Genomic DNA, 24,083 nt, shown 5'->3' on the forward strand with positions numbered 1-24,083 from the left:
AGAACGGAAGAAATTTCTGCGTGCCCTTCTTCGTGGCCACCACGGGGTCACCCGTGATTCGCTGGCTCACGATGAGGGTCGTCACCGACGCATCAAGGAGGGGCCTATGTCAGCGCTTGATATCGCGAAGATCACCGCTGACATTGAGCAGCTCCACACAATTCGGCGCCTGACGCCCGGAAGCCGGGGTCCCTGGCTTCGTGCAGGTCACATCCGCGGCCACGGTGGCATTTCCGGGGATTTCGATCGGGGTCACCCAATGGTAATCCTGGTTCCGGAACGTTTCGAGGGCGATCGTGGTGACCGGCCGGTCCCCGAACACGATGGTGAGCACGCCCTCGTCACCCTGGAAGTTGGCGATCACCAGGTCGGTGATGAGGAACATCTTCCCGGCGGGCACGGTATAGGTGCCCACGGTGCGTGCCCCGCCATTGGTCCGGACCTCAATGGTGCCGGAACTCTGCTGACCGCTCCCGGCCACCGTGCCCTGTTGTGCGCCCGTGCCGCCCTGCCCTTGCCCGCCCGCCTGGCCACCCGGCGCGTTCGGCGATCCGGCGCCCCCAGGGGCCGACGGGCCCGGAGCCAGTTGGCCCGCTCGCACGAGGTCCTGCGTCTGGTCGCCGGCGGCTTCCCTGGCCGCCGACTGGACGGCGGGGCGCACCAGCGCGAACCACGCGATCACCAGCGCCAGCAGCAAGGCCAGCAGAGCGAGCAGCCACCGGGGCAGTACGGTGAGCTGAACCAGCTCACCGTCGATCTCTTGGGGCCGGGGCGGTTCCTCCTCGAAGTCCGGTTCCGGCACCGGGTCGGCGACGAGCCGGAACGGCTTGGTGACCGGCTTTCCGAACCAGATGAGTTTGTGGATCCGCATCCGCAGCCGCGTCTCGGTCTCCACACCGGGTTCCAGCGAAGTTCTTGGCCGGCTGAACGCGAAGCGGAGTTCTTCCTCGGGGTCGGTGGTGCTCAAACCGATGGTGACCGGGCTGTTGCCCTCGTTCCTCAGCAACACCCGGTAGCGCCCGGTCCGCCAGGCGCGGCGTCGACGGGGCGAGAGCACGGCCGAAATCTGGCCGAACGGTGCGACGAACACCGTCGTTTCGGGCACCACCGCCAGCTCCGGGCGTTCCGCGGGAACGACCCGCACCGCCAGTGGCGTCTCGCCGGCGTGGACCCGCGGCGAGCGCGGTGGTCGCAGCGTCAGGGTGACCGCCTCGGAAGTCCCGGGATACAACGAAAGGCGAGCAGGTTCGACCGTGGTCCACGGTGCGCATTCACCCGCCACTTCGAACTCGTAGGCCTCGACGATTTCGCTGTCGTTCCGCACGGTCAGGGTCGTGCTCGCCTCCCCGCCGGGGACGACCACCACAGTCGCCAGGTCCAGTTCAGCAGATGTGGTCACACGTCGAAGTTAGGCGCGGGGGGACGGCGCCGGCAGGGCGTGGAGGGCAGGCTCCGGGCACGGGATGTGCCCGAGGACACCGAAAATGAGGGGATGAGGAAGTGAGCAGAGTACCGGTAGTGGTCTACGCGGCGGACAGGGTTCTTCAGGCCGGCGTCGTCCATCAACTCCGCCCGAGGCCGGAGGTCGAGTTGCTGGACGCGGGAGAGGAGGACCGCGCCGAGGTTTCGCTGGTGGTGGTCGACCGGATCGACGAGGTGGCGACACAACTGCTCCGGCGGTTGCACCGGATGTCTCCGGCACGGACCGGACTGGTCGTCGGCCAGTTCGACCGGAATGCCCTTCAGACCACTGTGGAGTGTGGAGTGGCCGCGGTGGTGCGCCGCGCGGACGCGAACCAGGACAGCCTGGTCAGCATGATCACCGCGATCAGCCGGGGTGAGGGCGTGTTGCCCGGCGACATGCTGGCCCAGTTGCTCGACCATGTCGGGCAACTGCAGCGTCAGGTACTGGACCCGCGTGGTCTCACCCTGTCCACCCTGACCGTGCGGGAGGCCGACGTGCTGCGCCTGGTCTCCGAAGGTTTGGACACGGCCGAAATCGCGGTCAAGACGGCCTATTCGGAGCGCACGGTGAAGAACATCCTGCATGAGGTGACCACCAGGTTGCAGTTGCGGAACCGGGCCCACGCCGTGGGCCATGCCATGCGCCACGGGTTGATCTGAAGAACCGCCGGGATGCCCGTCCCCGCTGGTGCCCTTTCCCCCGGTTTTGCCCGCACGGCCCTGGGCGCGGGGTGGCAGGCGGGCCAGACTCGGCCGGGTGGAGGTCTTTTCGCGCACGGAGTCCTCGCGCGTACTTCGTGGGGTGGCGGGATTCCTGGCGGTCATCGCGGTGCTCGTCGTGCCCGCGGGAAACACTGCCACTCCGGCGAAGGGCGCGGCCGGGGTCCGGCCCGCGGACGCGGCGGTTTCCGGGCGGATCGCCTACGCGGGCACCGGTCACCGCAGCCTGGGCGCTGTCACCGACCCGGTTCCCGGGCAGCCGTCGCCGACCGTTCCCGTGTTCGGCGACGGTCCCACCCACTTCGACGACCAAGGCGCGGCCCGCGGGGGCCTGCTCGTGTTCACCAGCCTGCGCGACGGTCCCAGACCGCAGGTCTACCTCCGCGCGGCCGACGGATCGGTCCGGCGGCTGACCAGCGATCGTGACGCCGGGCATCCGCAGTTGTCCCCGGACCTGAGGTCGGTGGTGTTCGACTCCGCCGAGCCGGATCCCGGCGGGCAGGACACGGGGACGGCGCAGCACGACCTGTGGCTGGTGGGCGTGGACGGTACCGGGCTTCGCCGGCTCACCACCACGGCCGGTGACGAGATCTGGCCGACGTTCGCGCCGGACGGTGTCCGGATCGCGTTCTCCTACGACCAGGACGGGTCCGGGCACCGCCAGATCTACGACATGCCCGTGTCCGGGGGAGCGGCGCGGCAGCTGACCGACGAGCCGTCGGGCGCCGCCATCGAGCCGGCCTGGAACCCGGTCGACCGGACCCTGCTCGCCTACACCCTGGACGCCGACGGCAACCTCGCCGACGACTCCGACCAGTCGATCCGGATCCGCCACGGCGAAGGCAACGGCGGTCCGCTGTTCGAGGGCGCGAGGTCGGAATGGCAAACCCGGTGGCCCGCCTGGAAACCGGACGGAAGGGCACTCCTTTTCCTCAGCCTCGACCAGAACTGTGACTGCCCGCGGGACACGGTGGACCGGGTCTATCAGACGGATCTCTCCGGCGGTGCGCCCGCGACGAGCGAACCCCAGTTGTTACTGGACGAGAACCGTTCGGTCGATTCACCGACCTGGTTGTCCGGTTCCGGCGGTGACCGGTTGGTGGTCGCCAGGACCACCGCGCCGGCGCGAAACGTCGGCCTGCTGACCGACATCCGGCCCGACGGCACGGATCCGCGCTCGCTCGGCCTGTCGGTGCTGGCCGAGGACCCCGACGCCGCGACCGACTCGCTCAAGCTGTTCGACCCCGGTCCCGGTTCCGACCCCTGGACCGTGCGGGAGGCCTATTCACCCGACGGCAGGCAGATCGCGGTCAGCCGGTTCGAGACCGTCGGCGACGTCAAGTCCGAGCGGATCTGGCTGGTCGACGCGGACGGGAGCAACGCGCACCCGCTGTCCATCCAGGACCGGAAGCCGGGGGACTGGGAGACCGATCAGGCGTGGTCACCGGACGGGCGGTTCCTCGCCTTCGCCCGCCGGTCGCCCGGGGCGCCCAACCGTGAAGGCGGCGCGAGTCACGTCGTGATCGTCCGCGTCGACACCGGCCAGGTGACCGGGACCGTGCGGAATCCGGACCCCACCGCGGACGAGGACGACACCCAGCCCGCGTGGTCGCCCGACGGGACCACCCTGGCCTTCAGTCGTGGCACCGTGGCCGGGGGACCGGAGGGCCAGTCCCGGACCAACCACATCTGGACCGCTCGCGCGGGCACCCTCGACCGGCAGCGTGACCTGAGCGCGGCGGTGTGCGGGTCGGACTGCCAGGTGACCGACGACAGTTCCGCGTTCGCACCGGACGGACGGAGCCTGGCGTTCAACCGGGAAGGAGACGGACTGCTCCGGGTCTTCCTGGCCGACGACCGGTGCCAGGTGATGCTGCCCGTGGGGCAGACCTCGTGCGCGGGCCCGCTGCACGCCCCGGGTGGGCCGTTCCAGCCGCGCGACATCGCCTGGTCCCCGGACGGCAGCCAGGCCGTGGTGACCACCAGGCGAAACGAGGGTCCGAACTCCCCGGAAGGACTGGCGATCCTCGACCCGGCGAACGGGACCTTGCGGCCGGTCGACTGGGAACTGCCGGGCCGGCAGAAGGAACCGACCTGGCAGGCGGCGGTCGACCTGACCGTCACGGCCCCCGCCACCGTCCCCGCCATCACGGTGGGCACCGGCACCACGGTCGGTGTCACGGTCACCAATCAAGGGCCTTCTCCCTCACCGGGTACCGAGCTTTCCCTTTCCGTTCCCGACGGTTTGCGGCTCGACGACCTCCGGACGACACGGGGAAGCTGCGATCCCGCCGCACTCCGGTGTTCCTTCGGAATCCTGGAGCCGGGTGATCAAGCCCAAGCCACGGTGGCCGTGACCGGCGTCGGTCCGGGGGAGGACCGACTCGTCTTTTCGGCGGCCGGTACCGTGCTCGACCCACAGCCCGGGGACAACTCGGCCGGCACGGTGGTTCCGGTGGTGGCGATGGCCCCGCCGTCGACCGTGGTCCCCCCGCCACCACTGCCCGCGCCGCCCGCGCCGCCACCACCGCGGGCCGGACCGGGCCTCGCGGTGGCCATCCAACCGGATCCGTCCTATGTGGGCGGACGTGCCACCGTGACCTATTCGGCCCGCAACGGGAACAACGCGCTCGCGACCGGATTGAGACTGGACTTCGGGCTGCCCGCCGGGATTCCGGTGGCCTCGGTCCCGCCCGGCTGCACGATCACCGGATGCCCGCTGCCGGACCTGCCGCCCGGCTCCTCGGCGACGCTCCAGGTGGTGCTCGCGCCGAACACCGCGCTGACGGCCACGGTCGTCGGCAGGCTCGAAACCACCGGCACGGATGCCGACCCGGCCGACAATGTCGCCACCGCGACCCTGCGCGTGCTCCAGCCACGGATCATCGCGGTCCCCCCGATCGGCAAGCCGGGCTTCGTGACCTTGGTGCGAGGCGTCGACTTCCCGCCGGGCACCCCGGTCGGCCTGGTCTGGACGCCCGGCATCACCGCGGCGGCGGCACCCACGCTGCCCGGCGCCGACGGCCGGTTCACCGCCCAGTTGCTCATTCTGACCAAGGACCAGACCGGACCGCGGATCATCACCGCGTCCGGCGCGGGTTTCGCCCCCGTCACCACTCCCTTCCTGGTGGTGACGGGCACCATCGCCCCGCCGGACATGGTGCGCCGCGACTGAGGGCGGCAGGCAGCCGAGCTGACCACAGAGCGCGCCGTCCTGGTCCGGCGCGCGCACGCGGAAGAGAAGGACGGCCGATGATTCACGAGGTGGACGAGGGCCTCCGGCGGTTGCTGGCGGCGGCCGGAATTCCGGGCGGTGGCGTGGAACTCGCCTTCGACGCGCCCACGAAGGAGTGGGCGGGCAAGCGCAACGCGCCCACCATCAGCGTGTTCCTCTACGACATCCGGGAGGACCTGACCCGGCGCCGCACCGGCACGATCGAGGACACCGCCGATGACGGTGTGGTGCTCGGCTGGCTGAGCCCACCGCGATGGTTCCGGCTTTCCTACGTGGTGACGGCGTGGACGAACCGGCCACAGGATGAACACCGGCTGCTCTCGGACATGCTTCGCCTCCTCGTGCGCAACGAGCGCCTCACGCCGGAGTGGCTGAGCGGAAGTCTCGCCGAACTCGGCCTGACCGTCTCACTGGAAACCGCCGCGCCGCCGGAGGGACGGGCGATCGGCGACTTCTGGTCCGCGCTCGGCGGGGAACTCAGGCCGTCGCTCGAGCTCCTGGTGACCGCGCCGCTGGCCGGGGACCGCGAGCCGGCCGGTCCGCCGGTCACCGAAGGCCTGGTCGTGCGGGCCGACCGGGATTCCGCGCGCCGGCTTCGTTACGAGGGGTCGCAGGCGGAAGGGATCGGGTTCGCGCCCGCCAAGAGCCGGCCGTCTGCGCCCGCGCGGCGCAAGCGCGGGAAGGCCCCGCAATGACGGCCACGGGCTCGGCCACTGTGGACGACCTCGGCTACTTGTGGGCGCGGCTGGGAGTAGTCGAGCGACGAGTGCGGCACGCGGTCGCGGTCCGGCGGGGTTCCGATCCTTCTCCGGAAGACCCGTACCGCGGCCTTTACCTCACCCCGGAGGAAGTCGAGCGCATCCTTTCCTTGCCGTCGTCGGCATGGGCGAGTACGCCGACGGGTGACGCGACCGTTCCCGCCGCACCCGGCTCGCGGCTGCACCGGATCGGGAGGGACTTCGGGCTGTCCGAACTGGACATCGAACTCCTGCTCGTGATCGCGGTTCCCGATGTCGACCCCCGTTTCGAACGGCTCTACGGCTATCTCAACGACGACGTGACCCGACGCAGGCCGACCATCGGCCTGACACTCGAACTGTGCGGGATCCCGCCGGCCGGTGACGGGAGGTTCCGGTTCGGTGCGGCCGCACCACTGGTGTCCGGAGGGCTGGTCGAGGTGCTCGAGCCGGAACGTCCCTGGCTTTCCCGGACGCTCCGGGTTCCCGACCGCGTCGTCGCGCATCTGCTGGGCAATGACGATCCGGACCCGGTCCTGCGTGACGTCCTCCGCTCGTGGCCGGTGCGGGAAGATCCCGTCCTTGACGAAGCCGGGCGGTCGGCACGGATCCGGAAAGCACTCCGCACCGGGGCCGATTTCCTGCATTTGCGGGGAAACGATGTCGTGCAGGCCGCGGTGGACGCGCTGGCCGCCGACGGCCGTAGCGCGCTCGTGCCGGACCTGGTGGCGCTACTCGGGGAGCCTGACCCGGCGGCCCTGCTCGCCGCGCTCGTCCGTGAAGCCCGGTTGGCGGGCGCCGGGATCGTCCTCGGTCCACTCGAGACACTCGAACCCGGACGCGGGGAGCGTGCCCGGTTGCTGCGAACCGTCGCCGGACGGGCGGAGGGCGTTCCGTTGCTGGCGCACGGCGAGGTTGCCTGGGATCCGGCCTGGGCGCCGAGGATGCCCGTGCCCTTCGATGTCCCACCACCGGATCCGGGGCGATGGCGGCGCGAGGTGGGTGACGAGTTCGATCCGGCCTGGACGCCCGCGCTCGCCGGATACCGGCTGGGCGCGGAGCAGGTACGGCGGGCCGCCTCCGTCGCCGCCCGGCTCGCCTCGGTCGAGGGCAGGCCGGTGGAACTGGCTGATCTCCGGGCCGGGGTCCGGGCGCAGAACGGCGCCGGACTGGACCGGCTCGCCCGCCACATCGTCCCGGCGGTGGGGTGGGACGACCTGGTGCTGCCTGAGCCGGCCCGGCGTGCCGTCGGCGAGTTGGCACTGCGCGCGCGGCACCGCGACCGGGTGCTCGGCCGGTGGCGGATGCGCCCGGGTGGAGGACGCGGGTGCGGAGTGACGGCGTTGTTCGCGGGCGAGTCCGGAACGGGGAAGACGATGTCGGCCGAAGTCGTGGCGGCCGAACTGGGCATGGACCTGTATGTGGTGGATCTGTCCACCGTGGTGGACAAGTACGTCGGCGAGACCGAGAAGAACCTGGAACGGATCTTCACCGAGGCCGCCGGCGTGAACGGAGTGCTGTTGTTCGACGAAGCCGACGCGATCTTCGGACAGCGTTCCGCCGTCAAGGACGCGCATGACCGGTATGCCAATGTCGAGTCGGCCTTTCTGCTGCAGCGCATGGAGTCCTTCGACGGAATCGCCGTGCTGACCACCAACCTCCGATCCAATATGGACGAAGCATTCATTCGCAGGCTGGATGTGATAGCGGACTTTCCGATGCCCGACGCGGCACAGCGACTGGCACTGTGGGACCGCTGCCTGGGCCGGGAACTGCCCCGCGCCGCCGAACTGGACCTCGGTCTCTGTGCGGAGCGGTTCGAATTGAGCGGCGGCTCGATCCGCGCCTGCGCGGTGACCGCTGCCTATCTGGCCGCGGAATCCGGCCACCCGGTCGGCACCGCCGAGGTGATCGAGGCGGTGCTCCGCGAATACCACAAGCTGGGCCGGCTCGTCCTGGACCACGAGTTCGGTGATCGAGCGGGCTCCGTGACCTCCTCTTCGAAGGGTGACCCAAGTGCACTCGAGCACGCATCACGTCCATGATCGGGAAAACCACGCGCCCGTCCGGCCTCCACCCACGGGGATCGCTGGTCGGATTCTCGAACGCGGTGAAGTACGCCCTCTCGGCGAAGGCCAGGATCCCGGTGGACGACGGCGGAAGAGCCGGGCAGAAGTCAATGAGGTGATCTTTTGACGCACGCGCACGAGCCATCGCGCAAAGTGGACGGCCACGCGGCCCCCACGGCGGCGCCGAGACGGGAAACTTCGGCCGTCCCGGTGCCGTCGGTGGTCTTCCTCTCCGACGTCCCGGAACTGCAGCGGAGCCTCGGAAACGCCGTGGTGGCCCGGATGCTGACCGCGCGGCGGCGGCAAAAAGACCAGACAGACGAGCAAGCACCAGCTTCCGCGGTCGGGGATGTCCTGACTTCACCAGGCAAACCGCTGGAGGAGCCGGTCCGACGGGAGATGGAAAGCCGGATCGGCGCGGATTTCTCCGACGTCCGGTTGCACACCGATTCCACGGCACACACCGCCGCGGAATCGGTGCGGGCGGACGCCTTCACTTCGGGGAGGCACATCGTGTTCCAGCGCGGCCGCTACGACACCACTTCAGCGGCGGGCAAACACATGCTGGCGCACGAACTGACTCATGTGGTGCAGCAGCGGTCCGGGCCGGTCGCGGGCACCGACACCGGTGACGGACTGCGTGTTTCGCATCCCTCGGACGCCTTCGAGCGCGCCGCCGAGGCCACCGCCACGCGGGTGATGAACGATCCGGTCCCGGAGGAGGACGAATTCCGGGGGGCCTGACCCGTGCCTGGAAAGGCAACCGCGGTTCCCTCGTGTGGAGACGTCCGGACCTGTCGCCGCACCACGGCCGCGGCCAAGCTTGAACCACACAGAACTGGAATACGAAGGAGCCAAAATGCCCTCCTACCTCTCCCCGGGCGTGTACGTGGAAGAGGTCCAGAACGGGGCCCGGCCGATCGAAGGGGTGGGCACCGCGGTGGCCGCCTTCGTCGGTTTCGCCGAGCAGGGGCCCTTCCACCAGCCGACGCTGGTGACGAACTGGAACCAGTACGTGCAGATCTTCGGCGGATTCAGCGAAGGAGACTACCTCGCGCATGCCGTCTACGGCTATTTCACCAACGGCGGAGGAACGGCGTACGTGGTCCGGGTCGGCGGTCCGCCCGCCGGTACCGAGGCGGCCGGGCGGCAGCGCACGCCCGCGCCGGAACCCGTCCCGTTGGGAGGGTTGAGGGTCTCCGCACTGAGCGGCGTGGATTCCGAGCTCACCGTGGAAGTCGCCGATGCCGACGGGGAGAACCCGCCGGAGGACCGGTTCAAACTGTTGGTCCGCCGAGGCGGTGAGGTGGTGGAGGATTTCGACGTCTCCTCCCGGCGCAACCTCAGAAGCTATGTGGTCACGCTGGTGCGAGAGCGGTCCAACCTGATCGAGGTGAGCGAACAGCCGGACACCGCGCCCGCCCGGCCGGAGAACCAGTCCGTGGTACTCGCCGCGAACCCGCCCGGTCAAGTGGTACCGGCCGGGATCGACGCGAAGGAGTACGTCGGCGACCTGGCCGACCGGACCGGTTTCGGTGGTTTGGAGACGATCGACGAGATCACCATGGTGGCCGTGCCCGACCTGATGAGCGCCTACCAGCGGGGCGTGCTCGACGCCGAGGGTGTCCGGACGGTCCAGCTCGCGATGATCTCGCACTGCGAGCAGATGGGGGACCGGATCGCCGTGCTGGACCCGCCACCCGGCCTGAACGCGCAACAGGCCCGTGACTGGCGCATGGAGGAGGCCGGTTTCGACTCGCGCTTCGCCGCGCTCTACTACCCGTGGATCAAGGTCTTCGACCCGGCGGGTGGCCGGAACACGCTGGTGCCGCCCGCCGGGCACGTCGCGGGCGTCTGGGCGCGCAGTGACGGTGAGCGGGGCGTGCACAAGGCGCCGGCCAACGAGGTCGTCCGCGGCGTGGTCGATCTGGAGCTGTCCTTGAGCAAGGGCGAGCAGGATCTGCTCAATCCGATCGGGGTGAACTGCCTGCGTTCCTTCGCCGGCCGCGGCATCCGGATCTGGGGCGCTCGCACGCTGTCCTCCGACCCGGCCTGGCGCTACCTCAACGTGCGCCGGCTGTTCAACTACCTGGAAGAGTCCATCCTGCTCGGCACCCAGTGGGTGGTCTTCGAGCCGAACGACGACCGGCTGTGGTCCAGCATCCGGCGCAATATCAGTGCGTTCCTCACCTCGGAGTGGCGGCAGGGCGCCCTTTTTGGCCGCACACCCGGTGAAGCCTTCTACGTCAAGTGCGACCGCGACAACAACCCGCAGGAGTCCATCGACCTCGGCCAGGTGGTGTGTGAAATCGGCGTCGCGCCGGTGAAACCGGCCGAGTTCGTGATCTTCCGGCTCTCCCAGTTCTCCGACAGCACCAGCCAGGTCACCGAATAACGCGAAAGGGGTAAACAGGCATGGCCGAAGGCGACGCTCTCGCGACACACCGGTTCGGTGTCCAGCTCGGCGGGGTCACCGTGGAGTCGATCAAAGAGATCAGCGGGCTCACCGTCCAGCAGGACGTGGTCGAGACCCAGCAGGTGACCGAACGCGGGAAGCCCATCACCAAGAAACAGCCCGGCGGGCACAAGGGCGGCGAGGTCACCATCACCCGGGGCATGGACAAGAACAGCGAATTCACCAAATGGCTCAACAAGACGGTGGGGGAGGGAGATGTCGATGACGCTCGGCAGAACCTCACCATCGAGATCCAGGACCCGAAGGGGGAGACCGTCCGCCGGATCCAGTTGTACGACGCCTGGGTCAGCAACTATGACGGCCCCGCGCTGAGCGCGACGCAGTCCGCGGGCGCGGAGGAGAAGGCCACCATCGTCTTCGAGCGGATCGAAGTGGAATGAGACGCCGGGTTGTCTCGATCGGCGATCTGGACGAGCTGGTCGGCACCGCCCCGCCGGCCGAAGGGAAGAAGGCCGGGCAGGCGCGGGAGGAGGGGCTGCGCACCGAGTTCGAGTTCGAGCTACCGCGTGGCTACCTGCACTCGGACGGCACCCTGCACCGGCACGGCCGGATGCGGCTGGCCACCGCGCGGGACGAACTGCGGCCGCAGATGGACGTGCGAGTCAAGGAGAATCCCGCCTACCTGAGTGTCGTGCTGCTCAGCCAGGTGATCACCGAACTCGGCACGATCACCGACGTGCACGCCGGGGTGGTGGAACAGATGTATGCCACCGATGTGGCGTTCTTGCAGGATTTCTACCGCCGGATCAACAGCGAGGGCCACACCCGCGCCGGGGTCACCTGCCCGGCCTGTGAAACCGCCTTCGAGATCGATCTCGCCGGAGGCGGCCTGGGGGAATCGTGACGTACGCGCCCGGCCGGCTGCACGAGGAGGTCGCGTACGTCGCTTATCACTTTCACTGGCCGCGCGCGGAGGTCCTGGACCTGGAACACCATGAACGGCAGCGCTGGGTCCGCGAGATCGCACGGATCAACTCGCGGATGAACGAAGAGCACGCGTAAGGAGGGTGATTTCCGGTGGGGTTGTGGAACAGGCTGCTCGGGCGGGGCCGGAACACCGTCGTGTCGTCCGCTTCCGCGGTGCCTTCCGCGCCGGGCCGGAACGACTGGCTGCGCGTCACACCGCTTTCCGGGGTGATCCAGCGCTTCCCGGCCGGCCGTGAGTTCGGCGGAGTGCTGGCCGCGCAACGGAGTCCCGTCCTCACCACCGGGCTGGGACACCGGCTGGGCCGGGACGCGCCGACGGGACTGGTCCATGGCTTGGTGGGGTATCCGGCGCTCGGGCGTCCGGGGTATCACCCGGCGGGGGAAGCGCTGGTGTTCCGGTCGGTCACGGTCGACCGGACTACGTCAGCGGATCCATTGTGGACAGAAAGCGTCGACGGTGGCTCTCCGGAGCGGGAATCCGCAACGAGCACGGTGCGTCCGCGGCGTATCACCCCGCCGTTGACGGTGGCCCGGTCGGTGCCGCTGCTTCCGGCCAGGCCGGTACCCGCGGTCCTTTCCCCCGACCCCGCCACCGGCGACACGGCACCGGTGACCACGGCACCTGGTGCCAAGGGTGCGGCGCCGGTGACCACGGCATTCGGCGCAGCCGCCATCGACGCCAGGGGCCCCGCGGATACCGCGAGCCCGGCCGACCATGACACCGCGGATGTCGTCGACCCGGTGGCCGCGACACAGCCGCACATCGACCGGCCGGTGCCGGTACCCGGGCGGACCGACCGGACCACGCCTGCCGGTGCCGGAAGCGAAACGCCCGTCCGGGAAACGCGAAAGACCCGGGAAATCCAAAGGATCCGGCAAATCCGGGAAAGCCAGAACGCCCCGGAAAGCCAGAGCGCCCGGGAAAGCCGGAAGACCTCGGAAAGCCGGAGCACCCGGGAAAGCCAGAACGGCCCGGAAAGCCGGAGCGCCCGGGAAAGCCAGGACTCCCGGCGCACCGGGGAAACTCCGCCTCCTCAGCGCGTCACCGGGCCATCCGAGTCCTCGGTGCGGGCGACGAGGACGTCCCGGCCGACCGGTAGGGCATCCGACCTTCCTGGCGTGCCCAGGCGAGCGCCTGAGTCGCGGAGTCGGATGCCCGAGGTCCAGGTGCAGGCAGTCGAGGCGCCGCGTGAGGATGCCAGCCGGGGCAGCGGGTCGGTGCCCCGGCGGGGCGGGATCGGCGAACCACTCGCCGCCCTGCCGGCGTCGGCGCTCCCCTCACCGGGACCGGCACGAGACGCCGGCGATGCTGCCCCGCTGCTCGGGGCCGAACGTCCGGTGCAGCGAAGCATCACCCCGGTGGAGCCGGTCCCCGCTTCTCCGGCGCCGGTGGACGATTCACCGGGACCCCCGGTGGTCCGGGTGACCCGTCTCCCTCCGCGCGACGACCGTCCACAATGGACCGGGAATGATCCGGTCGCCCGGACGCCCGCGGTCACCTCTGCCGCTCCGGTCGCCCGGACGCCTCCGGTCACTTCTACCGCTCCGGTCACCCCGCCTCCGGCGACGCCACCGCCAGGCACCGAACTTCCGGCGACTCCACCTCCGGGCGCTGTTCCGCGAGCGCTGCCGTCCGGGCCGTCGGGCGAACTCACCGTGGTTTCCGCGACGGTATCGAAGGATCCGGACATACAGAAGACCGGTAGAACCGCGCGAGAATCCACGGAGGCAGGGCCTGTCCACCGTGCGGCTCTCCAGGTGGCCCGGAACGCGGCGAAACCGATCGTGGCCGCCCGTATGGCGTCGGCGGGTATTCCGGCGCCGGAGCGGGTCCTGCCGTTGCTTCCGGCGAGGCCGCTTGTCACGAGGACGAGCGCGGGCAGGTCACCGTCCGCCGTGCCGAGTTCCGCACGGTCGGCATCGCCCCCGGTGGTCCCCGCGCGGTGGACGAGACCGCGACCGCAACCACCCTTGCCGCCTCGTGTTTCCCAGGCCCGTTCGTCCGGTCACCCGCCGGTACAGCGAGCCGTTCGGGTGCGGGCACCGGCAGTACGGTCCACTTCGGACGCAATGGCATTGGCGAGGTTGCCGGCCAAGACACCCTCTGCCCCCACCTCGGTGGCCACACCGTCCATCGCGCCGGCGCCCGGGCACACGGTCCCGGCTGGAGTCCGGCGCATGGCTGGGGGCGTCCCACCGGGGGTGCCGGTCACCTTCGTTCAGCGCAGGGAAAGCCCGTCAGACAGGGAGAGCCGGCCCCCAGTGGGCAGTAGTTCGCACGAAGCGAACCCGAAGGGTCCCGGCGGCCTGGAGCTCGACGAGTTGGCCCGCCGCCTCATCGAACCGGTCGGCAGGCTGCTGCGGGCCGAGTTGCGCCAGGGCAGGGAGCGGGCAGGACGTCTGCACGACCGCCGTCGATAGTCGTGGGAAAGGAGCGCAGGGTGTCCGAGGACATCTTCGCCAGCAGCGTGTTCTTCCGTCTGGTCATCGGCGGGGACGATCTCGGCAGGTTCCACACCTGCACCGGTCTCGGCGCGCAGGTGGAGGTCGAGCGGTTCGCGGAGGGCGGCAACAACTCCTTCGCCTGGCAGTTGCCGACCCGCATCACCTGGTCCAACATCACCCTCACCCGGGCGGTGACCAGCGACACGGTCAAGGTTTCCCGGTGGTTGAGCGAAACCATGCGGCGGGTCCGGCGCAAGGATGGTGAGATCGTCGCGCTCCGGCCTGATCTGACACCGATCGCACGGTGGCAGGTGCTCGGCATCGTCCCGGTCGGCTGGCAGGGACCCGCCTTCGACCCGTCCAGCGCGCAGGCGGCAATGGAAACCCTGGAAATCGCCCACGAGGGCCTCCAACCGTCCTAGGTCTCACCTTCGGGGAAAGGGAGGATTCGGTGGCCACACGACAGGCGGGCGGCCTCGCGCGGGCCCAGTTGCTGATCATGGAGCCGCCGTCGCGGGTCGGCGCGAAGCCGGGCGCCACGATCGCGCGGGTCAAGTTCCAGTTCAATCCGAACAAGCTGGGGCTGAGCAAGACCATCGAGTGGCGGCGCAAGCCGTCCCGGATGGCCAAGGAATCTTCCCTGCCCGAATTCGTCGGCAGTGGTCCCCGGTCACTGTCGGTGGAGGTGTTCCTCGACGCCACCGCGGAGCACGACGACTCGGTGGAAACGAAGGTGGAGGCCCTGATGAAGGCATGCGTTCCCACCCCGCGCAGCCTGGCGAGCAAGAAACCGGCCAGTCCCTGGGTGCGGTTCGAATGGGGCACCGCGCGGACGACCTCGTTCGACGGTGTGCTGACCAGTCTCTCGGTGGACTACTCGCTGTTCGATGTGGACGCTCGACCGCTGCGGGCCACCTGTTCGTTGTCGATCGAAGAGGCCAGCGTCGGCCCGCCCCGGCAGAACCCGACTTCCGGCACGGACAGCGTGAGCCGGACCCACCGGGTGGTCGCCGGGGACAGTCTCGCGCAACTCGCCTGGCGCGAGTACGGCGACGCCACGGCGTGGCGGGTGATCGCGGAAGCCAACGAGATCGACGATCCACTGGTGCTCGTGCCGGGAACGGAGTTGCTGGTGCCGGGCGCCGAATTCACCGGCGGTGCGCGGTGAGCGCCGGACGGTCTTTCGCCGCCGATCCGATCGTGGCGGCGCCGGGGCCGTTGCCCGAGGCCTGGCAGAGCCAGTTGGTCCGGTGTGTGGTCGACGAGAACGTGGGCCTGCCCGACACCGCGACCATCGCCGTCCGGGATCCGAACCACGAGTTCCTCGCCGAAACCGGTATCACGATCGGCACGCGGCTCACGGTCTCCGTCACCACCCTGGACCAGCAGTCGCGGGAACTGCTTTTTTCGGGCGAGGTCACCGCGCTCGAACTGGACTCGGACTCGACCGGCTCATTCACCGTCGTGCGGGCGCAGAACCTGGCACACCGGCTGCTCCGAGGCCGGAAAGTGGCGGCGTTCCGGAACATGGCCCTGCCGGCGATCGTGACCAAGGTCCTGGCAGGAAGCGGGATCTCCCCGGGGAGGATCGACTCCCCGAAAATCATCTACCGGCACCTCACCCAGGCAGGCGTGTCCGACTGGGAGTTCCTTCAGAGTTTGGCCGCCGAGCACGGCGCCACGGTGCGAGTGGACGACAAGGGCAGGCTCAGCTTCACGAAGCCGTCGCCGGCCGCGAAAGCCCCGCCACCGTCCACATCGGCCGAGCAAAGCCCCTACGTGCTGGAGTACGGCCGGAACCTGATGGCGCTTCGGGCGGTGCTGACCGCCGCGGACCAGGTCGACGCCGTCGAGGTGCGCGGCTGGAACGTGGACACGAAGAAGGCCGTCGCCGCCAACCAGCCGCTCCGGCCCAGCACGACGGTGCGCCCCGGTCTGCGTCCCATCGCCAAGTTCGGCAAAGAAACCATGCTCGTCACCGACACGCCCTACGGCAACGACGCCGAGGCCACCGCGGCGGCGCGCTCACTCGCCGAGTCGATGAGCTCGGGGCTGGGTGAGTTCGAAGCCGTCGTCGAAGGCAATCCGCTGCTGCACGCCGATGTGCCGGTCGCCCTCGGCAACGTCGGCCCGCAGTTTTCCGGCAGTTACACCGCCGCCGCGGTCACCCACACCCTCGACCCGGATTCCGGTTACCGCACCACGGTTCTGGTCAGCGCGTCCCCGGACCGTTCCCTGACGGGGCTCGCCATCGGTGCCAACGCCCCGGCCCATGGGCCGCGCGTGCCGGGCCTGGCGATCGGGATCGTCACCGATGTCCGGGAGACGGGCGGGTCCCAGCGCGGCTGGGTGAAGCTGAAGTTCCCGTGGCTGGAGGACAAGCAGTACCAGACCGACTGGGTGCGCACCGTGCAACTCGGCGGCCAGGGCGGCGGCGTGTTCGGCCAGGAGGTGGGCGACGAGGTGCTGGTCGGTTTCGAACAGGGATGCATCGACCGGCCCTACGTACTCGGCGGGCTCTACAACGGCAAGGACGTTCCCTCGCCGCACCGGCTGCCCTTGGTGGACGCCGCGGGCAAGGTCAACCGCCGTTCGTTCGTCTCTCGCAAGGGCCACCGGCTGGAGCTGATCGACGGCGTGGCGGGCCCGCCGGGAGTTCGGATCGCCAGCGGCGACAACCGGCTGGAGGTGCGCGTCGACGACCAAAGGAACCGGATCGACCTGACCGTGTTCGCCCCCGGCGGGCGGACCGCGCTGAGTTCGGTGAGCCTGACACCGGCCGGGATCACCATCGACGCGGGCGAGGGAAAGCTCGCCCTCTCCGGCGCGTCCGTGTCGATCGACGCGAAGACCTCGGTGTCCGTCGACGCGATGGCCTCGGTCCGGATCGACGGTGGCGCGGTGGCAGGCCTCAAGGGCCGGATAGTCGAGATCAACTAGCGAAAACCGAAGCCCGACAAGGAGTTCACGATGCCTCCCGCCGCCCGGCTCGGAGACAGCACGGCGCATGGTGGCGCGCTCGGCCCGCCACCGCCCACCGCCGCGGTCCGGGTCGCCACCGTCCTCATCGGTGGCAAACCCGCCGCCGTCGTCGGCAGTACGCACGTGTGCGTCATACCGCAGCACGCCGCGCTCGGTCCCACGAACGTCGTCATGCCCGGCCCGCCGCGACCGGGTGGCCAGGTGCTCATCGGCGGGCTTCCCGCCGCCTGCGTCGGTGACCGCACCACCTGCGGCGCGAACATCGTGCTCGGCGCGCTGAACGTGATCATCGGGGGCGCGTTGTGAGCGAGCGGTTCATCGGACGCGGGTGGGCCTTTCCGCTGCGCGTCGACGCGACCGGCGGGATCGCGATGGTCGAGCGCGACCAGGAAATCGCCGAGGCGATCCGGCTGGTGCTGGGCACCGCGCCCGGTGAACGCCCGATGCGCCCGGAGTTCGGCTGCGGCATCCACGACTACGTGTTCGCGCCCGCCGACGGGGCCACCGCGGGCCGTATCGCCTACGAGGTACGCGCCGCGCTGGAACGGTGGGAGCCCAGGATAGAGGTGGCCGACGTGGTGATCGCTTTCGACGCTGCCGAGGAGGGCGTGCTCTACATCGATATCCGTTACGTCGTCCGCTCCACGAATGATGCGCGGAACCTCGTGTTCCCGTTCTACACCATCCCCGACGGGGGCGAAGAAGGGAGCGTTGCCTGATGGCGCTACCCGCGCCCAACCTGGACGACCGGCGGTTCCAGCAACTCGTGGACGAAGCCAAGCGGTACGTGCAGCAGCGCAGTCCGGAGTGGACGGACCACAACGTGTCCGATCCCGGGGTGACGCTCATCGAGACGTTCGCGTACATGGTCGATCAGCTCCTCTACCGGCTGAACCGGGTGCCGGAGAAGAACTTCCTGGCCTTCCTCGACCTGCTCGGTGTACGGCTTTTCCCGCCCGCCGCGGCCACCGCGGAGCTCACCTTCCGGCTTTCCGCCGCGCAGGAGGAGACAGTGCTCCTGCCTGCGGGAAGCGAGGTGAGTACGGTCCACACCGAAGACCGGGAGGCGGTGGTGTTCGCCACCATCGAGGACCTGCCGATGGTGCCCTGCCATCTGGACCGGCTGGTGACGATCGCGGCCACCGGTGGCCAGACCGACCGGACCAGCGATCTGCGCGCGGGCAAGGACGTGCGGTGTTTCCAGGCGGAGCCCGCTCCCGGCGACGCGGTGCTGTTCGGGTTGTCCACCGCGGTGCCGCGCTGCCTGGTGGCCCTGCGGCTGGACAGCCAGGTCGAGGGGATCGGTGTCGATCCGAGACAGCCGCCCTTGGTCTGGGAGGCATGGGATGGGACGGCCTGGACCGAATGCCCGGCCGACGAGGACACCACCGGCGGTCTCAACCGGCCCGGCGACGTGGTTCTGCGACTGCCGGCCGGGCACAGTCCCTCGGTGGTGGGCGGGTTCCGGGCAGGCTGGCTGCGATGCCGGGTGGTGCCGCCCGAACCGGGTCAGCCCTTCTACTCCGAGTCGCCCACAATCCGCGTCGCGGAAGCGGCCACGATCGGTGGCATCGTGCCGGCCGGACACGCCGAGACGGTGACCGGCGAGCAATTGGGCGTCTCGGAAGGCGTTCCGGGACAACGGTTCCGGGTCGCGAAAGTGCCGGTGCTGACCGACGGTGACCCGATCGTGGTGCGGGTGTCCGTGGGCGAGGGGTGGCAGGACTGGACCGTGGTGGACCACTTCGGACAGTCAGGGCCCGGCGACCGGCACGTGACGCTCGACGCGGTGAACGGCGAGTTCCTGTTCCCGCCCGCGGTGCGCGAACCGAACGGGTCGATGCGGTACTACGGTGCGGTACCACCGAAGGGCGCGCGGATCGAAGTGGCGCGATACCGCACGGGCGGTGGCAAGGCGGGAAACGTGGCCAGGGGTGCGATCTCCGTGCTGCGTAGTTCCGTGCCGTATGTGTCCACTGTGGAAAATCGTGAAGCCGCGGCCGGTGGGGTGGACGGGGAGACGGTGGCCGAGGCGAAGGTGCGCGCCCCGAACCAGTTGCGGGTGCAGGAGCGGGCGGTGACGGCCGAGGACTACGAGTTGATCGCGCGTCAGGCCGCCCCCTCCGCGGCCAGACTGCGCTGCATGCCTGCCGGAGGGGGCGACGAGGCGGGCGGCGCCCGCGTGCTGGTCGTGCCCGGCGCGGTGGCCGACGAGGGAGACCGCCTCCGGTTCGAGCAGTTGATCCCCTCCGAAGGAATGCTCGCCACGATCACGGCGCGACTGGACGAGCGCAGGCTGGTCGGCACTCGTCTCGTCGTCGAACCACCGTACTACCAGGGTGTCACGGTGGTGGCCCGGTTGGTGGCGTCGGGGGCCGACCCGAACCGCGTGCAGTCCGGCGCACTGGACGCGCTCTACTCCTACCTGAACCCGCTTCGCGGTGGCCCGGACGGGACCGGGTGGCCGTTCGGACGGCCGGTGCAGTACGGGGAGATCTTCGCCGTGTTGCAACGCGTCTCCGGAGTCGGGCTGGTGGAGGAGATCCGGCTGTTCCCGGCGGACCCCCTCACCGGGCGACGGGGCACCGCCTCCGACCGGATCGAAATCGCGCAGCACGCGCTGGTCTTCTCGCAACAGCACCAGGTCGTGGTCACCTCCGGCGGGCCACGGGGTACCGGGGAGCAACGATGAGCCGGAACGCGCTACCGGACCTGCCCAGCAGGCATCCGCTCGGCGAGCGGCTTCCGGGGCTGTACGCCACCGACGGCTTCACCCAGCGGTTCGTGGCGGGCCTCGACACCGTCCTGGCGCCGGTTTTGTCCACATTGGACAACCTGCCCGCCTACCTCGATCCACGGCTCACGCCCGAGGACTTCCTGCCCTGGCTGGCGTCCTGGGTCGCCGCGGACTTCGGACCGGACTGGCCGGCGGAACTGCGGCGGCGGGCCGTGGCGCTCGCGGTGGAGTTGCATCGCTGGAAAGGCACCAGGCGCGGATTGGCCGACCGGTTGTGGGTGTATCTGGGAGTTCGCGTGCGGGTCCTGGACGGGGCCGGTGCGACCTGGTCGAACCGGCCGGGTAGCGCACTGCCCGGTGAGGCCCTCGAAGAGGCCGTCGTCCAGGTGTGGCCGGGCGTCCCCGGTCGTCCGGTCGATCCGGACCGCGTTGCCGCGCTGGTTGCCGAGGCCTGCCCGATCCACCTGACCTGCCGGGTCGAGGTGCTGTCCGGCCCACCACCGGAGGAGGGGAGTTAGCACGATGCGGTCTTGCCCGGCATGTGGCGCGTCGGTCGCCGACACCGATGACTTCTGCGGCAACTGCGGGACCTATCTCGGCTGGGGTACGACGGCCGGTGACACGTCCGTGACCGCGCAGGACGTTCACCCGCAGGACACCCCGGCAGGGACCGATCAGCCCGCCGCCGTGCAACCGGCCAAACCGGCTCGCCCTCGGCCCGCACCGGACATCCCGGTCGAGGTGGTGACCGAGGACGGCCCGCCCTGCCCGGTGTGCGGCACGCCGAACCCGCCAGGACGGCGATTCTGCCGGCGCTGCGCCGCACCGCTCACCGAAACCACCGTGGTCGTCGCGCGGAAGCCCTGGTGGCGGCGGATCAGGGTGCCGAGGTGGTTCCGGATCGGCGGTTCGGGATTTTTGGTGCGGCGGCTGGTCATCCTGATCACGCTGGTGGCGCTCATCCTGGCCGGGATCCTGCTGTTCCCCCTCGGCAAAGGACTTTTCGAAGACCTGCTGGACAAGACGAAGACCCCCGCGCCCATCGGGCCGGTGCGGGTGGTGGCCAGTGCCGAGGTGCCCGGCCATCCCGCGGCCGCCGCCACGGACGGGTTGAGCAACCGGTACTGGGGCGCGCCCAGGCCGGGCGAGTGGATCGAGTTCACCTTCGACCATCCGTTCCGGCTCCTGTCGCTGGTGGTGCACGCCGGCCCCTCGTCCGACCGGGAACAGTTCACCCAGGAGGCCAGGCCGGCGGGCCTGGACGTGATCGTCACCGCCGCGGACGGAAACTCGGAGACACGGCCGGTCGAACTGGCCGACCAACCGGGACCGCAAACCATCGACCTGGGCATCAGCGACGTGGTGAGGATTCGCGTCGTCCTGCGGTCGGCCACCGGCCTGAGCCAGGGCAAGCACATCGCGGTGGGTGAGATCGAGTTCTTCCAACGTTCGTGACCGCCCGGCCGGCGAGGACGAAGACACGGACAGGGGAACACACCATGAAGAGGGAACACGATGTTCGCCCCGAGAGTGCGTCAAGGCCTGTCCGGTCTCGCCCCGGCGCCGGGTGAGTTCAGTCGAGCAGCGCGTCGACCTCGGGCTGGATTTCCTCGGGCGTCACGGTGGGCTCGAAACGGCGGAGCACCTTACCGTCCCGGCCGATGAGGAACTTCGTGAAGTTCCACTTCACGTCGTCGCTGTCGGTATCGCCCGGTGCCTCGGCGCGCAGGTAGCTGTACAGCGGGTCCGCGTCCGGTCCGTTGACGTCGACCTTGGCCAGGACCGGGAAGGTGACGTCGAAGGTGGTCGAACAGAACTCCTGGATCTCGGCGTTCGTGCCGGGTTCCTGGCCGCCGAACTGGTTGCAGGGGAATCCGAGGATCTCGAGGCCGCGGTCCTTGCCCGCGCGGTACAGCGACTCGAGGCCTTCGTACTGGGGGGTGAGGCCACACTTACTGGCGACGTTGACGATGAGGAGGACCTTGCCCGCGTAGTCGCTGAGCGAGCGGGTCGCGCCGTCGGCCGTGGCGACGGAGAACTTGTGCACTGTCACGATCTCCACTGTGCATTGTGGCGGTCGGCCGCGCCACAATCGCGACCCCTCGCGGTGTCGCGCGTCACGTCGGCGCCGAACCGGGGCATGAAGTAGGTGACGCGAGGACCAAGGGCACTCGTTGTGCGGTGCGGTCTTCGGTCTGCTGAAGGACGACAACGCGGTTTCGCTGCCCCAATCCGGGCTCACGGGCGCGGAGAGCCAGCGTTCCCTCAGCAAGCTGCTGGGTGATTACGCGGCAATGGCCGGTAAGGCGGTCAACGGCCTGAACGCGCTTCCCGCCTCGCCCGACGCCACGGCCGAGTCGGCGAAGAAGACCTTCCTCAATCACTACACCGTCGCGCGTGACAAGGCCTCATCGGCGAAAGCCACGCTCGATGCCGCCTCCCCGTCGGATTTCTCGGCGCTGATGAGCGCCGCGAACGCCCAAGCCGCGTGCAGCAGAAGGAAACCGAAAAAAGCGGCCAGCCACAACGAAAACGACCGGCCACCGCGCTGAGTCCGATCGCGCGGTGGCCGGCCGTTCGTGTTCAACCGTCAGATGACGCGCACGCCCTGGGCCTGCGGTCCCTTCTGGCCCTGTCCGACCTGGAACTCGACACGCTGGCCCTCATCGAGAGACTTGAAGCCGCTGCCCTGGATCTCCGAGTAGTGCACGAAGACGTCGGGACCGCCGTCATCCTGCGCGATGAACCCGAAGCCCTTTTCGCCGTTGAACCATTTCACACTGCCTTGCGCCATGCTTGTGTCTCCCTGCGGCGCCGTCCTGGCCCCACGGTGGGGCCTGCCGGCTACCGGATTCGAAGCTACAGCATCGCAGGCGCTCCTCGGCCCACTGAAACGGGCTCAGCCGCGCTTGCTGGACGCGGGGTCCAAACCGAGCATCTCCAACAGTCGCCAGCAGTCCTTCGCATCGGTCGCGTGATCGGCGACGGTCCGCGCGGCGCGGGCGTTCTGGATCGTCGTGTGCAGCTCTTCGGCCGCCCTGGCCTCGGTGAACCGTGCCGAGGGCGGGGGAGAAGAGTGTCGTGCCAAGGTCATGAGGCGCCTTCCCTGTTTCGCCACGTTCGCGTGGCTGCCATGACGGGAAATCGCCGTCGCGATTCGTCCGGGCGCACCCATCGTGACAGGTCGGGCCGTCATGCACCACCCCCGCCCCCGCCGACAGCGGCCGCCGCCCTGGTGGGAGGGGGTGCGCCCGGCCCGGCCGCCGCTTCGGGCTCCGGCAGCCGTGTCAGGCTGTCTGCGCGATCAGCGACGGCTTCGGCGAAGCGGTCACGTCACCGTTGGTGACGGCGGCCAGTTCGGCCAGGATTGCCGCGTGCCGAACCTTGTGGCGGATCAGATTGTCGTGGTAGGCCTCGTCGATCCAGGCGTTGTACATGATCGCTTCGGACTCGCCCGGCTCGACCTTGAAATAGCAGGGCGCGGCCACCCGGGCGATGTCGCCGGCTTCCCACAGCCGGTTCATCCCGCCGAAGGACTCGAACGTCATGGCCCAGATGTCCAGGGGGATGGTGACGACGGAGCGGATCGCGCCGAGCATCGGGCGGCTCAGGTCACCGACCGGATTCAGGCTGTCAGCCCCGAGGTCCTGCACGACCTTGATCGCGGCCGGGTTGGCGTGGCCGGTGTAGACCGAGACCTTGAACACCGCGTCGGCCGGGATGTCGCCCGCGGCGCGGGCCTTGTTCAGCACGTCGAGCACGCCCTCGTCCCAGACCAGGACGCCGCGCAGGCCGCAGGAGAACATGCGCAGGTAGTCGTCCAGCAGAAAACGCAGGTTGTCCATGCCGCGCACGCGGCGGCCGGCCGAGGAACCCTCGGTCGTGAGTGCCTGACGGCCCGTGTCCCAGCCGGTCCTCGGGCCGGGGCAGGCGATCACCTCGATCGCGTTCTCGGCGGCCAGTTGCGCGAACGCGGTCAGCTCTCCCTTGTCCAGCAGAGTGGAGCCGCCGCCGAAGCAGACGATCCGGTGGATGAACACGTCCTGCTTCGCCGACTCGTCGAGCAGCGCCTCCAGGGTCGAGAGGCGCTCGACCCCGGAGATCTCGATGCGGTACTGGCCGCCGTCGGAGAAGCCGAGCCGCGAACTGGCCAGGGTGTAGTCGTCGCTGGACGGCAGGCCCTGGGCGGCCAGGATGGCGGCGCCCCGGGTGGCCGGGGCCGCCGGCGCGAGGTCGGGTGACGTCATGATCAGCATTCCTCCACGTATTTCACTCCAATGAAACAAAAACG

24 protein-coding genes are annotated in these 24,083 nt (G+C 69.6%); 19 read left to right on the top strand and 5 right to left on the bottom strand.

Features of this window, described 5'->3' with window-relative positions:
* Nucleotides 1-109: 109 nt before the first annotated feature.
* Entirely contained in the window at nt 110-1,399 is a 1,290-nt protein-coding gene (locus tag ACFSXZ_RS08530; protein WP_378263101.1) for a COG1470 family protein, read from the bottom strand.
* 101 nt (nt 1,400-1,500) lie between these two features.
* On the opposite strand from ACFSXZ_RS08530, the gene ACFSXZ_RS08535 reads away from it, so the two are divergent.
* The 18 genes from ACFSXZ_RS08535 (at nt 1,501) to ACFSXZ_RS08620 (ending at nt 21,247) form a co-directional block, all read left to right on the top strand.
* Nucleotides 1,501-2,124, top strand: coding sequence for a helix-turn-helix transcriptional regulator (locus ACFSXZ_RS08535; protein WP_378263103.1), 624 nt, complete (start codon nt 1,501-1,503; stop codon nt 2,122-2,124).
* Between the two features lie 97 nt (nt 2,125-2,221).
* Complete coding sequence (locus ACFSXZ_RS08540) at nt 2,222-5,359, top strand: hypothetical protein (protein WP_378263105.1); 3,138 nt, start codon at nt 2,222-2,224, stop codon at nt 5,357-5,359.
* Nucleotides 5,360-5,436: 77 nt separating this feature from the next.
* The gene (locus ACFSXZ_RS08545; protein ID WP_378263107.1) at nt 5,437-6,114 is read left to right on the top strand and encodes a DUF4255 domain-containing protein; all 678 of its coding nucleotides are present in this window, start codon (nt 5,437-5,439) and stop codon (nt 6,112-6,114) included.
* Nucleotides 6,111-8,201, top strand: coding sequence for an ATP-binding protein (locus ACFSXZ_RS08550; protein WP_378263109.1), 2,091 nt, complete (start codon nt 6,111-6,113; stop codon nt 8,199-8,201). Before ACFSXZ_RS08545 ends, ACFSXZ_RS08550 begins: the two co-directional genes overlap by 4 nt.
* 147 nt (nt 8,202-8,348) lie before the next feature.
* A complete protein-coding gene (locus tag ACFSXZ_RS08555) occupies nt 8,349-8,969 on the top strand; it encodes an eCIS core domain-containing protein (protein WP_378263111.1) in 621 nt (206 codons plus the stop codon).
* 115 nt (nt 8,970-9,084) lie between these two features.
* Entirely contained in the window at nt 9,085-10,620 is a 1,536-nt protein-coding gene (locus tag ACFSXZ_RS08560) for a phage tail sheath family protein (protein ID WP_378263113.1), read from the top strand.
* A 20-nt stretch (nt 10,621-10,640) separates the two neighbouring features.
* A complete protein-coding gene (locus tag ACFSXZ_RS08565) occupies nt 10,641-11,081 on the top strand; it encodes a phage tail protein (protein ID WP_378263114.1) in 441 nt (146 codons plus the stop codon).
* On the top strand, nt 11,078-11,545 hold the full coding sequence (locus ACFSXZ_RS08570; RefSeq protein ID WP_378263116.1) for a hypothetical protein: 468 nt from the start codon (nt 11,078-11,080) through the stop codon (nt 11,543-11,545). The genes ACFSXZ_RS08565 and ACFSXZ_RS08570 overlap by 4 nt, the downstream gene beginning before the upstream one ends.
* A complete protein-coding gene (locus ACFSXZ_RS08575; protein ID WP_378263118.1) occupies nt 11,542-11,703 on the top strand; it encodes a DUF6760 family protein in 162 nt (53 codons plus the stop codon). Before ACFSXZ_RS08570 ends, ACFSXZ_RS08575 begins: the two co-directional genes overlap by 4 nt.
* A 15-nt stretch (nt 11,704-11,718) precedes the next feature.
* Complete coding sequence (locus ACFSXZ_RS08580) at nt 11,719-14,049, top strand: hypothetical protein (protein WP_378263120.1); 2,331 nt, start codon at nt 11,719-11,721, stop codon at nt 14,047-14,049.
* A 20-nt stretch (nt 14,050-14,069) separates the two neighbouring features.
* Nucleotides 14,070-14,495 (top strand): phage tail protein, encoded by a 426-nt coding sequence (locus tag ACFSXZ_RS08585; RefSeq protein WP_378263122.1) that lies wholly within the window; start codon nt 14,070-14,072, stop codon nt 14,493-14,495.
* Between the two features lie 29 nt (nt 14,496-14,524).
* Nucleotides 14,525-15,241, top strand: a complete 717-nt coding sequence (locus ACFSXZ_RS08590) for a CIS tube protein (protein ID WP_378263124.1) — start codon at nt 14,525-14,527, stop codon at nt 15,239-15,241.
* Nucleotides 15,238-17,013, top strand: coding sequence for a VgrG-related protein (locus tag ACFSXZ_RS08595; protein WP_378263125.1), 1,776 nt, complete (start codon nt 15,238-15,240; stop codon nt 17,011-17,013). The genes ACFSXZ_RS08590 and ACFSXZ_RS08595 overlap by 4 nt, the downstream gene beginning before the upstream one ends.
* A 30-nt stretch (nt 17,014-17,043) precedes the next feature.
* Complete coding sequence (locus tag ACFSXZ_RS08600) at nt 17,044-17,361, top strand: PAAR domain-containing protein (protein ID WP_378263127.1); 318 nt, start codon at nt 17,044-17,046, stop codon at nt 17,359-17,361.
* On the top strand, nt 17,358-17,774 hold the full coding sequence (locus ACFSXZ_RS08605; RefSeq protein ID WP_378263129.1) for a GPW/gp25 family protein: 417 nt from the start codon (nt 17,358-17,360) through the stop codon (nt 17,772-17,774). Before ACFSXZ_RS08600 ends, ACFSXZ_RS08605 begins: the two co-directional genes overlap by 4 nt.
* Nucleotides 17,774-19,747 (top strand): putative baseplate assembly protein, encoded by a 1,974-nt coding sequence (locus ACFSXZ_RS08610; RefSeq protein WP_378263131.1) that lies wholly within the window; start codon nt 17,774-17,776, stop codon nt 19,745-19,747. The genes ACFSXZ_RS08605 and ACFSXZ_RS08610 overlap by 1 nt, the downstream gene beginning before the upstream one ends.
* Complete coding sequence (locus tag ACFSXZ_RS08615) at nt 19,744-20,310, top strand: phage tail protein (RefSeq protein ID WP_378263133.1); 567 nt, start codon at nt 19,744-19,746, stop codon at nt 20,308-20,310. The genes ACFSXZ_RS08610 and ACFSXZ_RS08615 overlap by 4 nt, the downstream gene beginning before the upstream one ends.
* A 4-nt stretch (nt 20,311-20,314) precedes the next feature.
* Nucleotides 20,315-21,247: an NADase-type glycan-binding domain-containing protein gene (locus ACFSXZ_RS08620; RefSeq protein ID WP_378263135.1), complete on the top strand. Its 933-nt coding sequence runs from the start codon at nt 20,315-20,317 to the stop codon at nt 21,245-21,247.
* 118 nt (nt 21,248-21,365) lie between these two features.
* Here ACFSXZ_RS08620 and ACFSXZ_RS08625 read toward each other — a convergent pair whose 3' ends face one another.
* The gene (locus ACFSXZ_RS08625) at nt 21,366-21,845 is read right to left on the bottom strand and encodes a glutathione peroxidase (RefSeq protein ID WP_378263137.1); all 480 of its coding nucleotides are present in this window, start codon (nt 21,843-21,845) and stop codon (nt 21,366-21,368) included.
* A gap of 121 nt (nt 21,846-21,966) precedes the next feature.
* Here ACFSXZ_RS08625 and ACFSXZ_RS08630 point away from each other — a divergent pair, with 121 nt between their 5' ends.
* Nucleotides 21,967-22,344 (top strand): hypothetical protein, encoded by a 378-nt coding sequence (locus ACFSXZ_RS08630; protein ID WP_378263139.1) that lies wholly within the window; start codon nt 21,967-21,969, stop codon nt 22,342-22,344.
* Nucleotides 22,345-22,382: 38 nt separating this feature from the next.
* On the opposite strand, the gene ACFSXZ_RS08635 is transcribed toward ACFSXZ_RS08630, so the two are convergent.
* From ACFSXZ_RS08635 to ACFSXZ_RS08645, 3 genes are all read right to left on the bottom strand, one after another.
* Entirely contained in the window at nt 22,383-22,586 is a 204-nt protein-coding gene (locus ACFSXZ_RS08635; protein WP_378263141.1) for a cold-shock protein, read from the bottom strand.
* 105 nt (nt 22,587-22,691) lie between these two features.
* A complete protein-coding gene (locus tag ACFSXZ_RS08640; RefSeq protein WP_378263143.1) occupies nt 22,692-22,886 on the bottom strand; it encodes a hypothetical protein in 195 nt (64 codons plus the stop codon).
* Between the two features lie 193 nt (nt 22,887-23,079).
* Nucleotides 23,080-24,039 carry a hypothetical protein gene (locus ACFSXZ_RS08645; RefSeq protein WP_378263145.1) on the bottom strand — a complete coding sequence of 320 codons (960 nt, stop codon included), beginning with the start codon at nt 24,037-24,039 and terminating at the stop codon, nt 23,080-23,082.
* Nucleotides 24,040-24,083: the final 44 nt, after the last annotated feature.

This window comes from Amycolatopsis pigmentata (assembly GCF_042684065.1).
In the GTDB taxonomy this organism is placed as follows: domain Bacteria; phylum Actinomycetota; class Actinomycetes; order Mycobacteriales; family Pseudonocardiaceae; genus Amycolatopsis_E; species Amycolatopsis_E pigmentata.